The following is a 14,448-nucleotide window of genomic DNA, read 5'->3' on the forward strand; positions in this document are numbered from 1 at the left end:
TTAATTTGTACTAAAATTCCTAATGAGAAATGTTTTGTAACTTTCTGATTACTAATCACTAAAAAAATAAATTATGTTTTCAAAAGCTAACATTATCAGCACTCTTATTGCCGCCGTTTGGGGGTATTTGGGAGGCTGGGTTATTTGGGGAATGATTTTCAACCCAATTTTAGCTGACCATGCAGGTGCAGCAACAGGAGTTATGAGAGAAATGCCGGATATGTTATATCTCATTCTGGGATGCATTATTGTAGGGTTTGTTTTCTCTTCTATTTACAGTAAATGGGCAGCAGAAAATTATAGTGTTTCAAGTGGGATAACCTATGGTATCTGGATAGCATTATTAATAGGCTTGGGAGTTGGCATGATAAATTTGGGAGTTATGGATATATTGGATATTACCGGCACCTTGATAAATGCAGTCGCCTTTATACTATTTTATGCTATTATGGGACTCTTAGTTGGTCTAGTATATAGTAAAACAAACTAAGTCGGTTTTATAAAAATGCTGAGAAGCTTCGGTGTGAACCGGAGCTTTTTTATTTAGGGTAAAGAGAGGAACGTACTATTAAATTTGAAACAAGATTCTTTTCCTTTTCTTCCCTGCAATTTTATACATTAGCAGTTAATGGTCTTCTTTAAAAAAATAAGGGCGTCTGCTTTACAATTTGCAATTTTGGTTTCCACTATTGTAGCAATACTTCTTGCTTCATTCCTGGCACTTACCCAGACTCATCGCTTTTTCAAAACTCAATCTCAATTTGTTTTTTCTGTGGTTGAAGGTGCTAATAATGGTATAACCTATAGCCTTCAGCCTCAAAACAGTTTTAAGGATTCTATTGTTCTGGAGAATGATACTTTAAAAACTACCGTCAAAAAAAATAGTTGGGGAGGTTTCGAAAAAATAACAGCTACCGCATCTATAAAAACTAAAACATTTTCTAAAACAGCGATCATTGGCAGTAAGATTTCGGCCCCATTTACAAGTATTTATGTCGCAGACGAAACATTACCCCTCGTAGTAGTTGGAGATACTAAGATTGAAGGAACCGCTTATATTTCACGTAAAGGTGTAAAGCCCGGTGTAATAGCCGGCCACTATTTTAATGGGAAAAACCTAATCGATGGAAACATCAAAATAAGTGATGGGAAACTTCCAAAACTTAACCCACAGTGGGTCCGGGATACAAGATCGCTTTTAAACTACATCCCTTCTAATCAAGACATTGTTATTGATGAAGAACAGCTAAATACCAATTCTTTTTTTGATAGAACACAATTTGTTTACAGGGATAAAGAACTAATCTTAACCGGAAGCTTTATTGGTAATATTATCATTAAAAGTGAAGATAGTGTAATTGTATCTGCAAATGCCAAACTGGCCGATGTAACGGTAGTCGCTCCAAAAATTACCATAGAGAGTGGGTTTAAGGGGAATGCAAATTTTATAGCAACGGAAAATATCAAATTAGAAAGTGAAGTTCACCTGTCATATCCTTCTGCACTCGTAATTATTGACAATGAAATTGACCCTGAAAAGAATATTCCTTTAGGAGAAGAGCCTATATATATATCGGATAATTCCTTTGTGAAAGGGGTTATTATATATCTTCCTAAAAGGGTTCCTGAAGCGAAACAAAAGACACATGTCCACCTGACAGTAGAACCTCTGGCAACTATAGAAGGAGCCCTGTATTGTGATGGGAATACAGAACTGTATGGAACTGTTCTAGGTGCTGTTTATACACAACGGTTTATTACCAATAAGTTTGGATCCAAATATATAAACCATATCTATAACGGAAAGATTCTGGGGAACGATATCTCTCCGGAATTTTGTGGACTTCCGTTTGATACTACTCAAAAAGGAGTTGTTAAGTGGTTGTATTAAAGAATATTTTTCCAGTTAGATTTTATAAAAATCAGTTCGCACAAAATATTAAAAAAGAAAAAACCGAAGATGATTCTTTGGCTTTTTTATTGGTGCGGGTGGGGAGACTCGAACTTCCACTTTATATACAAAAACATTTTCGCGAATTAAATAAGCTTCAGCAGGGCCTAAATCTTTCTCTACCAATAAATTATCTGTTGCATAACCTTTACTAGTTATCTGAAATGCTACTTCTGTTATTTTGCCTTTAGTAACTAGAGGTATCTCAATCTTTAGTAGCATAGCAAACAAATAAGTTATTTGCACATGATGTTCATAGGTAGCCCCGCCACTTCTCATTGAAAATATACTTCCAGTTAATGATAGTTATTTGTTTTTAGTCTTGTTCTAAACGCCCCGGACATTAATTCTATCTCCGAATTTTTAATACCTATTTTCTTTGCAACTATTTTCCAATCTTTGACCACGGTTAAAACTTCCTCGATAATAGTTTCCATTTCGCTTTCACTTAAACGGAAAAATTCTCCTACGCTTTTTACAAGATCAAAGTTGAGCGCATTATCATCCATATCAATATTGAGTGCAAGTCCATCCTTTTCTATTGATGGATTAAGGTCGTAGGCTGGCGAAAGCTCCCAACCTTTTTCATTTAATATAAGACCATGATTGCGCAAGTGATCGTCCGTATTTGATACAGCAATATTAAACACAATTCTCCGCCATAACTGCTGCAGGTTTTCATCTACATTTGTACCATAAGTCTCTATAACATCTACTATATCCAGATAACTGGGTGTTATAGTCTTAAGCGTTTCTTCAGTATTGCCTGTCATCGTCATTGCAGAAGCAAAATGGATACGATTACCGTCTTCTCGGTCAAATCGTTTGGTCAAGAACGTATGGTAAACTCCAGAAATTCGTTCAATTTTAGATTCTGCCATTTCAATATCACAGGCAGTAGCCAATTTATAGGTAAGATATTCCCAAGCTGCCTTGTCGATAGTATCTGTTTTTGAAGGGAATTTAGCAATCCATAAATCTTTATTCTTGCCCAATATATTGGCTTTGGGTCTGGCACCACCAAGAGAAGAACCAGGTGCAATAAGAACGGCTATCCATTGCCGTATAGCATCACTCTCAGTATCATTTTCAAGATGATTTACCGCTTCCTGTAAATCGCCAAGGGATGACCAGGGTGGAGTTGGGCTTTTATCATCATTATCTAGAAATGGACCATCTGAATTTGTCTTGAAACGAAGCGCACCCATACGGCTCTCGTCATACACACCCAATAAATAATCTATTTCATAAAGAGTTTTTGCCTTCTCGTCACGAGCTCTTGCGTCTTGAGCTTCACGACGCTTCATCAAGGTCTTCCCCCAAGTATCTGGCATACTATCCAAAAAAATTCCGAAATTCTCTTTATCTGTAGGATATTGTGGTCCAGAATAAAAGCCGATGTCTGGGTCTAGTAGCTGGTATAAGCCTTTCTCTAACCATTCTTTATTATATTCAAAACTGAATGCTTTTTTCGCTTTTGCGAAATGCGCTGAGAGTATTCCTATTTGTATAGGACCACCCAAGCCTTTCCAATCTGCATACACGTAAATATCAAATTTTCCTCCTGCCATAGCTTATAGTAAATCAAGATCCTGTAGTTTACGACCGAATTCATCATCTATCGCAATTTTTGAAAAGTCGTTTTCGAGATTGAGTACTTTCAGCACGTTAAAATAAAGGCCGATTGCAACAGTTGGATCGCCTTTCTCAACACGGTGTAAAGTAGCACGATGAATACCAGCACGTTCTGCAACCTGCTCAGTAGTCAGCTTTCTACGCTTTCGCGCAAGCTTGATATTTTCACCTATTCTATCAAATATCTTTTGATACTTAGGAAGGAGTATTGCTTTTTTAGAATTCATAATGTCGCTTATTAACGACAAATATACTCTTTTTGTTGTTAATAAGCGACATTCATGTTAAATAATACATTTTTACGTTTTGAAAGTGCGCTTAAAATATTTTCTTTTTTATCGGAATTCAGTATACTAAAAGAATCTCTAAAAGAGATAATAATAAACTCCTCTTACGAATTAGTAGTGTTGTGATTTGATAAAATTTATTATTTCATCTGTCAATTCATATATATTAAATTGAAATAAAAGCATTTGGTATTAATATAAATGTTGTCTTAAAAAGACTAAAATGTTATACCTATGTTGTACCCAAACAAAAAACCTCTCATTTCTGAGAGGTTTTATGACTGCTAATTTTCAGTTGAAAAAGTGCGGGCGGGGAGACTCGAACTCCCACACCTTGCGGCACTAGATCCTAAGTCTAGCGTGTCTACCAATTCCACCACGCCCGCTAAAGGACTGCAAATATAAATAATCCTAGTGAATCCAAAAGCAGTTCTATTATTTTTTTAAAAAATCATTGACCCTTCGTTTTTAGTTCAGATCGGAACTGCTCTAATAATCTTCTGGAAGCTTCTGTATCCAGATGTTCCAAAGCTTCAATCATTTTAAGTTTTGTTTCATCCGTATACTCAACTGGCTTATGCTCTTCTTCAAAATCATAACCTATTTCTTTAAATAATTCATCAGACCATGTATTTCTTTTACAATCCATCACCAAATGAATACGGTCTGTATCGCCGCAATTTTCCACTTTATGCGGTAGGTTAAAATTCCCATACCAACAGCTGCCAACTTCCATATCTACTCTTTTATCCTGAATGTAAAAATATACCTGATTATTCGTTAAGATCGGAACATGAATTCTAAAAAGACCGTCTTCATAGGAAAGATTATAGTCACTATGCTCATTGATCTTGCTATGCGGAGTTAACTTAAGCAATCGGATCGACTCTTTCTCACATTGAAATGAATCGATAATCTCTTTAAAATAATAGCAATCATTCATTAATATAGTGTCCTTGTAGTCTTCAGTACCTGCAGCATGTGCAAGAATGTTATTCAGTTCCCCAGAAGGGGACCGCAATGAGATAGAAGTCCAGTCTCCATCATAATCTGCCTTATTGAAGTGAGGAATATATTTGTGTTGATCACAAATCTGAAGATCAGATACAAGTAATTTTTCTGAAAAAGTAAATGGTAATTTAAAAAATGTATTCTTCATATAAACAACAGAAATTGGCCCTCTAATTTAGCCCAATTTTAGTACTTTTAAGCAAAATTTATTTCTGTTCCATGAAAAGCGCAAAACCATACATAGAAAAACATAAAGAACGTTTCTTGAACGAATTGATAGAATTACTTAAAATTCCTTCGATCAGTGCAGATTCTGCCTATAAAAATGATGTCATAAAAACTGCTGAAGCTGTTAAAGAAAGCCTTTTAAAAGCCGGTTGTGATACTGTTGAGATCTGTGAAACACCTAGATATCCAATTGTTTACGGAGAAAAACTCATAGATCCTTCTTTACCGACTATTCTGGTGTATGGTCATTATGATGTACAGCCACCGGATCCTTTGGATTTATGGGACAGCCCTCCTTTCGAGCCTGTTATTAAGACTACCGAATTACATCCTGAAGGAGCTATTTTCGCTCGGGGAAGTTGTGATGATAAAGGCCAAATGTATATGCATGTAAAGGCATTGGAATATATGACACAGACCGGGCAGCTTCCTTGTAACGTAAAGTTTATGATCGAAGGAGAAGAAGAGGTTGGCAGTGAAAGCTTAGGATGGTTTGTAGAACGAAATCGTGAGAAACTTGCGAATGATGTCATTCTAATTAGTGATACAGGGATGATAGCACCGGATGTACCATCCATTACTACGGGATTACGTGGACTAAGCTATGTGGAAGTAGAAGTTACCGGACCTAACCGGGATCTACATAGTGGTTTATACGGTGGTGCTGTTGCAAACCCGATCAATGTTTTAACCAAAATGATCGCTTCTTTGCATGATGAGAATAATCATATTACCATTCCCGGCTTCTATGATGATGTAGAAGAGCTATCACCAGAAGAAAGAGCCAAAATGGCGGAAGCTCCATTTAGCAAGGAAGCCTATAAAAAAGCACTGGATATTGATGATGTATATGGTGAATCCGGCTTTACAACGAACGAACGAAATTCTATTCGCCCAACTTTGGATGTCAACGGAATCTGGGGAGGTTATATAGGAGAAGGTGCCAAAACAGTAATTGCAAGTAAAGCGTTTGCTAAGATCAGTATGCGTTTGGTGCCGGATCAGGATTGGGAAAAGATTACTCAATTATTCGCTTCTCATTTTGAAAGCATCGCTTCGACAGGAACTCGCGTAAAAGTAACACCTCATCATGGAGGACATGCTTATGTAACACCTATTGATAGTCTTGGATATCGCGCTGCCGAAAAAGCCTATGAAACTACTTTTGGCAAAACACCTATTCCGCAGCGAAGTGGAGGAAGTATCCCCATTGTAGCCTTGTTTGAAAAAGAACTAAAAAGCAAAACCATTCTTATGGGCTTTGGCCTTGACAGTGATGCGATACATTCTCCAAATGAGCACTATGGAATCTGGAACTATTTAAAGGGAATTGAAACCATTCCCCAATTTTATCATCATTTCACGGAGATGAGTAAATAATAAAGATTGGCTTGTTTTAAAAACTAGAGTTTCTTCACATATTTAGTGATGATCACGATCTGCTGTCCGTCTACTTTTCCCTCAATATATTCGGCATTTTCATGATCTAAAGAAATTCTGCGTACAGCCGTTCCTTGTTTTGCTACCATACTGGAGCCTTTCACTTTTAGGTCTTTTATGAGTACAACACTATCTCCCGCCTGCAAGACAGCACCATTACTATCTTTATGTACCAATGTATCACTTGTATCCACCCCGTCTCCTTCAGCAGCAGCCCATTCTTGCATTTCTTCATCCAGATACATCATATCCAACAGGTCCTGTGGCCAGCCTTCAGTTTTTAAACGTTGCAGCATTCGCCAAGCCATAACTTGTACAGCAGGAACAGTACTCCACATACTATCATTCAAACAGCGCCAATGATTAGGGTCCCTGGTATCTGCATCTTCAATCTGGCTATAACAGGTATTACAAACTAATATACTTGCTTCAGCTCCGGATCTTGGAGAAGACGGAACTTCATATACTTTCAAGTTTTCTTCACTACAACATAATTCACACTTAGAATCACTTCGCTGCCGGAGTGTACGCTCTATACTCATGGACAATAAATTTTGCCGTAAAGGTAATTTAATCTGAAGCAAAGTCAAACGATTTCAAATTTTCTGAAAAAAATTCACTCTACATTTGTAGAATTAAAATTTTTATTCTATGTTTGTAGAGCAAAATTTGAATACTGCCATGAAATTATCTAAAACCGAAGAAGAACTAATGAATCATCTCTGGAAGTTAAAGAAAGCTTTTATGAAAGATCTCATTGATACCTATCCTGAGCCAAAGCCTGCAACTACAACCATCGCAACACTTTTAAAACGGATGCAAGATAAAAAGTTTGTGGATTATCAGCAGTCCGGACGTTCCAGGGAATATTTTCCGTTGGTGAAAAAGAAGGATTATTTTTCAAAACATGTAAATGGACTCATCAAGAATTTCTTTAATGACAGTGCTTCTCAATTTGCTTCTTTCTTTACACAGGAAACCAATTTGACCAAAGAAGAATTGGAAAATTTAAAAGCTATTATCGATAGCGAAATTAAAAAGAAATAGTGATGGAAGTCTATATTTTAAAATCCGGGACCTGTCTGGTTATTTTTTTCCTCTTTTACAAACTTTTTTTGGAAAAGACCACAATGCATGGCTTCAAAAGATTTTATTTAATAGGGGCTTTATTAGCCGGATTAGGAATCCCGTTAATAACTTTCACCACATATGTAGAGGCTTCAGAAACAGTCAATGCTATCATTACCTCAAGTGCTTCAGAAATGATCGTTTCCGAAACAAACAAGTTTTCAGAATACCTCCCTGTAATCTTATGGAGTATTTATAGTATTGGAGTTCTATTTTTCAGTTTGAGGTTTGGGAGAAATCTTATTGGGCTATTATCAAAGATCAAACGAAATCAGAAGTTAAAACTTTATACTTTTATCAATGTTCTGCTAAAAGACTCTATAAGTCCTCATACTTTTTTCAATTATATTTTTCTGAACAAGCAAAAATTCGAGAGTCAGCAAATACCCCGGGAAATACTACTTCATGAACAAGCTCATGCAAGACAAAAACACAGCATTGATGTTTTGTTTATTGAAATACTTCAAATTGTATTTTGGTTTAACCCGTTTATATACCTTATCAAGCATTCCATAAAATTAAATCACGAATTTCTGGCAGACAGAGCAGTCATAAATAAAGGAGTTGCTACTGCCAATTATCAAAACCTGTTACTGGCATTCTCATCAAATGCCCACGAAAACAATCTGGCAAACGCCATTAATTATTCATTCATCAAAAAACGATTTACAGTTATGAAAACACAAACATCTAAAAAGGCCATTTGGCTGCGAAGTCTATTATTATTGCCTTTACTGGCCTTTCTGCTTTTCAGTTTTAGTACAACCCAACAAATTGAAATTGAGAGTTCAGCCACAGAAAAAGTACAAACAAGTGCATCACGAGAAGAAATGGCCGAGTATAACAAGCTGGCAAAAAAGTACAATGCACAAGAAGACGGAAATAGATTCATTAAGGAAAAAGAGGTGGAACGCCTCAAATTCATCTATAAAAAAATGTCTTCAAAGCAACGTGCAAATGCAGAACCGTTTCCATATTTTCCGGACCCACCACCGCCTCCAACTCCTATTGTCGATCTACTAGAAGTAGAAGTACCGGAAGAGGTAGTTGTGGAAGAAATTCCCACAGAAGTAGTGGTTGATAAAATTTCCGTTAAAGAAGTAGATCCTTTAAGAGTTCCAAATAAGTTAAGGGTTCCGTATGAAACCGATGCGCCAAAAGTAATTAAGGGAATAAATGATATGGATAGCAATATCCCGACACCTCCTCCGCCTCCTGTGCCGGAAGACCCCATAGATCACATTATTAGTATGGCTAAAAAGAATGCTATTTTTTACTATGAAAATGAGAAGATATCTTCTGATAAAGCGATCTATATTATCAAAAAAAATAAAAATTTAAATATTCAGACAAAAATGTATAAAACAAAAACTCCAGTAGTAAAATTATCCAAAGAAGGTATAGAGCTTAGTAACTAAATGACATAAAAATGAAAAGTGCTCTTAAAAGATACTCTTTTTAGTACACATACCATATTTAACGAACAATCCTACTTATAACCAGGCTAAAATTAGAAACATCACATGAACTACCTGTTGAATTATTGGCACGGGTATACGCCATTCGTATCTTCCCTCCGTTCGTATCGAATGTTCCCAGTTGAAACAATAAAATTGTTTCACTGACCCTGGTTTCGTAGCCATTACCACGCAAGAGCGGTATGGACTTCTGATAAATAATTATCCCCGGGTTACCCGGGGTACTGTCAATATCGATCTGAATTTCTATTACCCCATTATTATTACTGGGAAGAGCAGTAAATTGCAACCTTGCAATTATAACATCTCCAATTTCTATTGGTGTTAATACTCCATTCGTACTATCATAAAAATCTTCAGCCGTATAACCATCGGGTGCATAGCTGCTTATCATTGAATCTGAAGGATCATCTGTAAAATCTAAATCGATACTGGTAAAATTTGTATAATCATTTAGATCCGGTGAATCAACAAACGGTAATGTATAACTTGTATTAGCATCGTTCAATGAAATCCATCCCCGTTTTCTCCTACCGGTTTCTTTTGTCGATACCCATTCAGTTCCATCCCAGACATAAAATCCGGGTTTTACATCGTTTTCCGGTTCTATATTGGAGCTTGTGTTTGTATTATATACAAGAAGGCCTTCCTGGCTGGCGCCCAAGGACGTTATAGTAGTTGTATCATCTGCTCCCGTGAGAGAAACCCGGTTTATCAAAACACCGGTATCTCCACCTTCTATTTGAAGAGAAGCACCATCCAGAATAGTAGTAGTACCAATTCCTACTTGCGCAGTAGCCATAAAAGATATTAATAAACAAATAGGGATAATAGATTTGTAAGGTTTCATATAATTGAAAATTTTAAATAATTTACTTGATATAATGTTTGAAATTTGGATACATACAAACTGTATGTAATCACTTTCAAGGGGAGATATTATACTGCGAAAATAACGATTAAAAACAAATTTTATGGTTTAATGGTTATTAATTTTATTATTTATGGTTCTTCATTTGATTCTTAATGTTTTACATATTAATTATTTCTATTTGAATACAACATTCCTATAAAACTTTACGTTTTATGGTTCATCAATCAAAATAAGTCTTTCATGTTACAACGCTTTTTTATTTTCTGTTCCGGAGCTGATACCGATATTTTAGAGGACTGCTCTGCAGGAGAACGTACTAAATATGCAGGAATCGGGGCTACCGTATTTTTTACGGCTGTAATGGCAACCATAGCTTCTGCCTATGCTCTTTACACTGTTTTCGACAACTATGCAACTGCTATTTTTTTCGGACTTATTTGGGGTATGCTCATTTTTAACCTGGATCGTTTTATAGTATCTACCATCAAAAAAAGAGATAATTTTTTCGATGAACTTTTGCAAGCTACTCCACGAATTGCCTTAGCTATAATAATTGCTATAGTAATTGCCAAGCCTCTGGAATTAAAGATCTTTGAGAAAGAAATCAATCAGGTTCTACTTGAGGAAAAAAACGAAATGACACTTGCCAATAAAGACCAACTGGCATTGCAATATACCCCAACTGTTGAAGCTTTGACTTCGGATATCGAATCTCTGAAAAAAGAAATAAGCGATAAGGAAACTGAAGTTAACACACTTTATGAAACTTATATTGCCGAAGCGGAAGGTCGAAAAGGAACAGAGATCATTGGCAAGGGACCTGTATATCAGGAAAAAAGAGACAAGCATGATGCAGAACTGGCAGCATTACAGGAATTGCGAACCGCTAATAATGAGAGAATCGCAGCTATTGAAACTCAAATAACAACTCTCGCTACCGAATATCAGGCAAAAATTGCCGAAACCCAACCTGTTATTGATGGTTTCGACGGATTGATGGCACGGGTAAATGCATTAAATAAGTTGCCCTGGCTTCCCTCATTCTTTATTTTTCTGTTGTTTCTTGCTATTGAAACATCACCGATCATTGCAAAATTACTGTCTCCAAAAGGAGCATATGACCTTAAACTGGAAGAGCAGGAAAGTGCTGTTTCATCATGGGTTGTACAACAAAAAGGGCAACGCGAAATCTTAGTAACTACAGATCGTGATGTGAACAACCGCGTGTATGCAGATATAGCAGAAGAACAGGAATTATATGACTATAAGCGCAAGAAAGCCCGTGAGCTAATGCAAATGCAGGCAGATGCCTTTTATAAAAAGCAGAAAAGTATTTTATAGATAGTTCAAACTAGCTTTTTTTACTAATATTGTTAGCCTATTAGTACAACTTCAATGGCTGGCAATACTACTTTGGAAAAGGTTTCGGAAATAGTTTTCACGTTATTTAATATCGAAGCATTTGTATCACAACTCCCCGGTGATACAGATGAAAATTTCATGCTGAAAACCATAAGTGGAGAAAAATATGTTTTGAAAATTTCTCAACCTGAAGAAGACGTCGGTTATCTGGATTTTCAGACTGAAATTCTAAAACACATTACTGCTAAAAAAACAGACCTGTCCCTACCTAGTATTTTGCCTAATACCAAAGGTGAGTTTTTAAGTACTATTACTTCAAAAGAAGGAGAAAAAAGAAAAGTACGCTTATTAAGTTGGGTAGATGGCAGGTTATGGGCAAAAGTGAACCCTAAAAACGAAGCACTTCGAATTAGTTTGGGAGAGCAATGTGGAAAACTGACCTCAGCATTACAAGATTTTGATCACTCCAAAGCACATCGCGAATTTGATTGGAATTTGGCAAATGCTCACTGGACCTTTCAGCATTTAGATCGCTTCAACGGAAAACAAAAAGAAATCATCGCTTATTTTCAACAGCGGTTTTCAGAAATTAAAAACAGCTATCAAGAGCTTCCAAAAAGTATTATTCACAATGATATAAACGATTACAATATACTTGTTTCTGAGGATTTACAATACCCGGAAGTGATAGGTATTATTGATTTTGGCGATGCTACCTACACTCAAACCATAAATGATCTTGCTATCGTTCTGGCATATGCCGTTATGGATATCCCGGATGTAATTCAAGCTGCCTCAGAAATAATAAAAGGATACAATAGTAATTTTACTTTTTCCGACAAGGAGCTTAAATGTTTGTACACCTTGGTGGGAATGCGCTTGGTAACTTCGGTTACCAAATCTTCCATTCGCAATGGAGAAGATCCTACGAATGAATATCATATAATTAGCGAAAAACCCGCTTGGAATTTATTAGAAAAGTGGTTCGCTATCAATGAAGAATTTGCGTATTACAGTTTTAGAAACGCATGTGGATATGACGCCTACCCCAATGAGGAAAAATTCAAAAGCTGGGTTGAGCAACAAAAACTCAATTTCTCAGATTTATTCCCAACAGAAAAAAAAGAGGAAATCCAATTACTTGACCTGAAAGTCTCCAGCACATGGATGGGTAGTCAAACAGAGTTTAACGACCTGGAATTATTTCAGTTTAAAACTGATCAGCTTCAAAAAGAATATCCAAAAAAAATGATCGCCGGAGGATATTGTGAACCGCGCCCTCTGTACACTTCAACTGCTTATGAAAGGGAAGGGAATAATGGCCCGGAAAGCCGGACGATCCATTTGGGTATTGATTTCTGGCTACCTGCAGGAACTCCCGTACATGCTTTATTTGATGGTGAAATATACATAGCTGTCAATGATGCCGGATATAAAGAATATGGAGGGCTTGTCATTTTGAAACACCATGAGGGCAATATCATTTTTTATACCCTTCACGGACACCTTTCCGTAGAAAGTGTAGCTAAATTTAACGTGGGTAATTCCATAAAAAAGGGAGATTGTATTGGTTATCTAGGGACCCCGAAAGAAAATGGTGAATGGGCGCCACACTTACATTTTCAGGTTATGTTGTCGATGTTAGATTATACAAAGGATTTTCCTGGAGTTGCTTATGTAAATGAATTACCTGTTTGGAGAAGTATATGTCCGGACCCCAACTTGCTTTTCAAAAATAAAAACTTGGTTACACAGTATTCAAAGGCCAAAGAGGAACTTCTTACTTTCAGAAAAAAACACTTGGGGAAAAGTATGAGTTTGTCATACGGTTCTCCATTGCATATTGTTCGAGGTAAAGGAGCTTATCTAATTGATGCATCTGGACAAAAATATCTGGATACGGTAAACAACGTTGCGCATGTAGGCCATGAGCATCCTAAGGTAGTTGCTGCCGGACAGCAACAAATGGCATTACTCAACACAAACACACGCTATCTACATGAAGAGATTATCTCCTATACAGAGGCTATACTGAAAAAACTTCCCAAAGAGCTTTCTGTGTTGCATATAGTAAATTCCGGAAGTGAAGCTAATGAACTTGCTATTAGAATGGCCAAGGCTTTTACAGGTGAGAAAGATATGCTTGCTATTGAGGTGGGGTATCATGGAAATACAAATACAGTTATTGATGTAAGTTCTTATAAGTTTGATGGAAAAGGAGGTAAAGGAAAACCTGAGACCACACACATCTTACCCTTACCTGATCCTTTCCGGGGAAAATACCAAGGAGATGCTTGTGGAACTAAGTATGCTGAACATGCTAAAGAATTAATTGATACAATCAAAGCAAAAGGGAAAAATATAGCTGGATTCATTGGCGAAATGATGATAAGTTGTGGTGGCCAGATCGTACCGCCAACCAACTATTTTAAAGAGGTATATAAACACATTAGAAATTCCGGAGGTGTATGTATTGCCGATGAAGTACAAACCGGTTTCGGGCGTATGGGAAAATCCTTTTGGGCATTTGAATTATTTGATGTTACTCCAGACATAGTTACTATGGGAAAACCTGCCGGAAATGGACATCCTATCGCCCTGGTAGCCTGTACTCCGAAGATTGCCGAAAAATTTGCTAACGGAATGGAATTCTTCAACACCTTTGGTGGAAATCCGGTTTCCTGTGCCATTGGACGTACTGTTTTAGAGATTATAGAAGAAGAAAAACTGCAACAGAATGCCCGGGAAGTTGGAAGTTTTTTGAAAACTGAACTGGAAGGACTTCAAAGAACATTTCCAATTATTGGTGATGTCCGTGGAGAAGGATTGTTTTTAGGGTTTGAATTGACCAATATTGAAAAAAAACCATTAGCGGAACACGCTACTTATCTTGCCAATCGGATGAAAGTTTTCAAGATCCTAATGAGTACCGACGGACCTGATCATAATGTATTAAAAATTAAGCCTCCAATGGTTTTTAGTATGGAGAATGCAAAAGAACTTATCTTTAGATTGAAAATGGTCTTTGCCGAAGACTTTATGAAACACTATTAG

At 36.7% G+C, this 14,448-nt stretch carries 13 protein-coding genes and 1 tRNA gene; 7 read left to right on the forward strand and 7 right to left on the reverse strand.

All coding sequences use genetic code 11. The annotated features are described in order from the left end of the window. Nucleotides 1–73 precede the first annotated feature (73 nt). Nucleotides 74–490 carry a hypothetical protein gene (locus ACY2RT_RS14120; protein ID WP_490156571.1) on the forward strand — a complete coding sequence of 139 codons (417 nt, stop codon included), beginning with the start codon at nucleotides 74–76 and terminating at the stop codon, nucleotides 488–490. A 138-nt stretch (nucleotides 491–628) separates the two neighbouring features. Then, complete coding sequence (locus ACY2RT_RS14125; protein ID WP_490156572.1) at nucleotides 629–1,891, forward strand: hypothetical protein; 1,263 nt, start codon at nucleotides 629–631, stop codon at nucleotides 1,889–1,891. Between the two features lie 48 nt (nucleotides 1,892–1,939). On the opposite strand, the gene ACY2RT_RS14130 is transcribed toward ACY2RT_RS14125, so the two are convergent. The 5 genes from ACY2RT_RS14130 to ACY2RT_RS14150 form a co-directional block, all read right to left on the reverse strand. Then, nucleotides 1,940–2,173, reverse strand: coding sequence for a hypothetical protein (locus ACY2RT_RS14130; RefSeq protein WP_490156573.1), 234 nt, complete (start codon nucleotides 2,171–2,173; stop codon nucleotides 1,940–1,942). 74 nt (nucleotides 2,174–2,247) lie between these two features. Further along, nucleotides 2,248–3,522, reverse strand: coding sequence for a type II toxin-antitoxin system HipA family toxin (locus ACY2RT_RS14135; protein ID WP_490156574.1), 1,275 nt, complete (start codon nucleotides 3,520–3,522; stop codon nucleotides 2,248–2,250). A 3-nt stretch (nucleotides 3,523–3,525) separates the two neighbouring features. Beyond that, nucleotides 3,526–3,813 (reverse strand): helix-turn-helix transcriptional regulator, encoded by a 288-nt coding sequence (locus tag ACY2RT_RS14140; protein ID WP_490156575.1) that lies wholly within the window; start codon nucleotides 3,811–3,813, stop codon nucleotides 3,526–3,528. A 364-nt stretch (nucleotides 3,814–4,177) separates the two neighbouring features. Beyond that, nucleotides 4,178–4,259, reverse strand: a tRNA-Leu gene (locus ACY2RT_RS14145). A 65-nt stretch (nucleotides 4,260–4,324) separates the two neighbouring features. Continuing rightward, nucleotides 4,325–5,032: an aspartyl/asparaginyl beta-hydroxylase domain-containing protein gene (locus ACY2RT_RS14150; protein WP_490156576.1), complete on the reverse strand. Its 708-nt coding sequence runs from the start codon at nucleotides 5,030–5,032 to the stop codon at nucleotides 4,325–4,327. Between the two features lie 71 nt (nucleotides 5,033–5,103). Here ACY2RT_RS14150 and ACY2RT_RS14155 point away from each other — a divergent pair, with 71 nt between their 5' ends. After that, the gene (locus ACY2RT_RS14155) at nucleotides 5,104–6,492 is read left to right on the forward strand and encodes a dipeptidase (protein ID WP_490156577.1); all 1,389 of its coding nucleotides are present in this window, start codon (nucleotides 5,104–5,106) and stop codon (nucleotides 6,490–6,492) included. A gap of 23 nt (nucleotides 6,493–6,515) precedes the next feature. Here ACY2RT_RS14155 and ACY2RT_RS14160 read toward each other — a convergent pair whose 3' ends face one another. Continuing rightward, a complete protein-coding gene (locus ACY2RT_RS14160; RefSeq protein ID WP_490156578.1) occupies nucleotides 6,516–7,094 on the reverse strand; it encodes a PhnA domain-containing protein in 579 nt (192 codons plus the stop codon). A 139-nt stretch (nucleotides 7,095–7,233) separates the two neighbouring features. Between ACY2RT_RS14160 and ACY2RT_RS14165 the strand changes: the two genes are divergently transcribed. Next, nucleotides 7,234–7,599, forward strand: a complete 366-nt coding sequence (locus ACY2RT_RS14165) for a BlaI/MecI/CopY family transcriptional regulator (protein WP_490156623.1) — start codon at nucleotides 7,234–7,236, stop codon at nucleotides 7,597–7,599. Nucleotides 7,600–7,667: 68 nt separating this feature from the next. Then, complete coding sequence (locus ACY2RT_RS14170) at nucleotides 7,668–9,098, forward strand: M56 family metallopeptidase (protein WP_490156579.1); 1,431 nt, start codon at nucleotides 7,668–7,670, stop codon at nucleotides 9,096–9,098. A 58-nt stretch (nucleotides 9,099–9,156) separates the two neighbouring features. On the opposite strand, the gene ACY2RT_RS14175 is transcribed toward ACY2RT_RS14170, so the two are convergent. Beyond that, nucleotides 9,157–10,008, reverse strand: a complete 852-nt coding sequence (locus ACY2RT_RS14175) for a phage tail-like protein (RefSeq protein WP_490156580.1) — start codon at nucleotides 10,006–10,008, stop codon at nucleotides 9,157–9,159. Between the two features lie 264 nt (nucleotides 10,009–10,272). Here ACY2RT_RS14175 and ACY2RT_RS14180 point away from each other — a divergent pair, with 264 nt between their 5' ends. Then, nucleotides 10,273–11,373 (forward strand): DUF4407 domain-containing protein, encoded by a 1,101-nt coding sequence (locus tag ACY2RT_RS14180; protein WP_490156581.1) that lies wholly within the window; start codon nucleotides 10,273–10,275, stop codon nucleotides 11,371–11,373. Between the two features lie 54 nt (nucleotides 11,374–11,427). Next, nucleotides 11,428–14,448 (forward strand): aminotransferase class III-fold pyridoxal phosphate-dependent enzyme, encoded by a 3,021-nt coding sequence (locus ACY2RT_RS14185; RefSeq protein ID WP_490156582.1) that lies wholly within the window; start codon nucleotides 11,428–11,430, stop codon nucleotides 14,446–14,448.

Source organism: Ulvibacter sp. 2210JD10-4, from assembly GCF_058148525.1.

Coding starts and splice junctions, on each gene's coding strand:
- ACY2RT_RS14120 (WP_490156571.1), top strand. CDS start 74: ATGTTTTCAAAAGCTAACATTATCAGCACTCTTATTGCCGCCGTTTGG.
- ACY2RT_RS14125 (WP_490156572.1), top strand. CDS start 629: ATGGTCTTCTTTAAAAAAATAAGGGCGTCTGCTTTACAATTTGCAATT.
- ACY2RT_RS14130 (WP_490156573.1), bottom strand. CDS start 2,173: ATGCTACTAAAGATTGAGATACCTCTAGTTACTAAAGGCAAAATAACA.
- ACY2RT_RS14135 (WP_490156574.1), bottom strand. CDS start 3,522: ATGGCAGGAGGAAAATTTGATATTTACGTGTATGCAGATTGGAAAGGC.
- ACY2RT_RS14140 (WP_490156575.1), bottom strand. CDS start 3,813: ATGAATTCTAAAAAAGCAATACTCCTTCCTAAGTATCAAAAGATATTT.
- ACY2RT_RS14150 (WP_490156576.1), bottom strand. CDS start 5,032: ATGAAGAATACATTTTTTAAATTACCATTTACTTTTTCAGAAAAATTA.
- ACY2RT_RS14155 (WP_490156577.1), top strand. CDS start 5,104: ATGAAAAGCGCAAAACCATACATAGAAAAACATAAAGAACGTTTCTTG.
- ACY2RT_RS14160 (WP_490156578.1), bottom strand. CDS start 7,094: ATGAGTATAGAGCGTACACTCCGGCAGCGAAGTGATTCTAAGTGTGAA.
- ACY2RT_RS14165 (WP_490156623.1), top strand. CDS start 7,234: ATGAAATTATCTAAAACCGAAGAAGAACTAATGAATCATCTCTGGAAG.
- ACY2RT_RS14175 (WP_490156580.1), bottom strand. CDS start 10,008: ATGAAACCTTACAAATCTATTATCCCTATTTGTTTATTAATATCTTTT.
- ACY2RT_RS14180 (WP_490156581.1), top strand. CDS start 10,273: ATGTTACAACGCTTTTTTATTTTCTGTTCCGGAGCTGATACCGATATT.
- ACY2RT_RS14185 (WP_490156582.1), top strand. CDS start 11,428: ATGGCTGGCAATACTACTTTGGAAAAGGTTTCGGAAATAGTTTTCACG.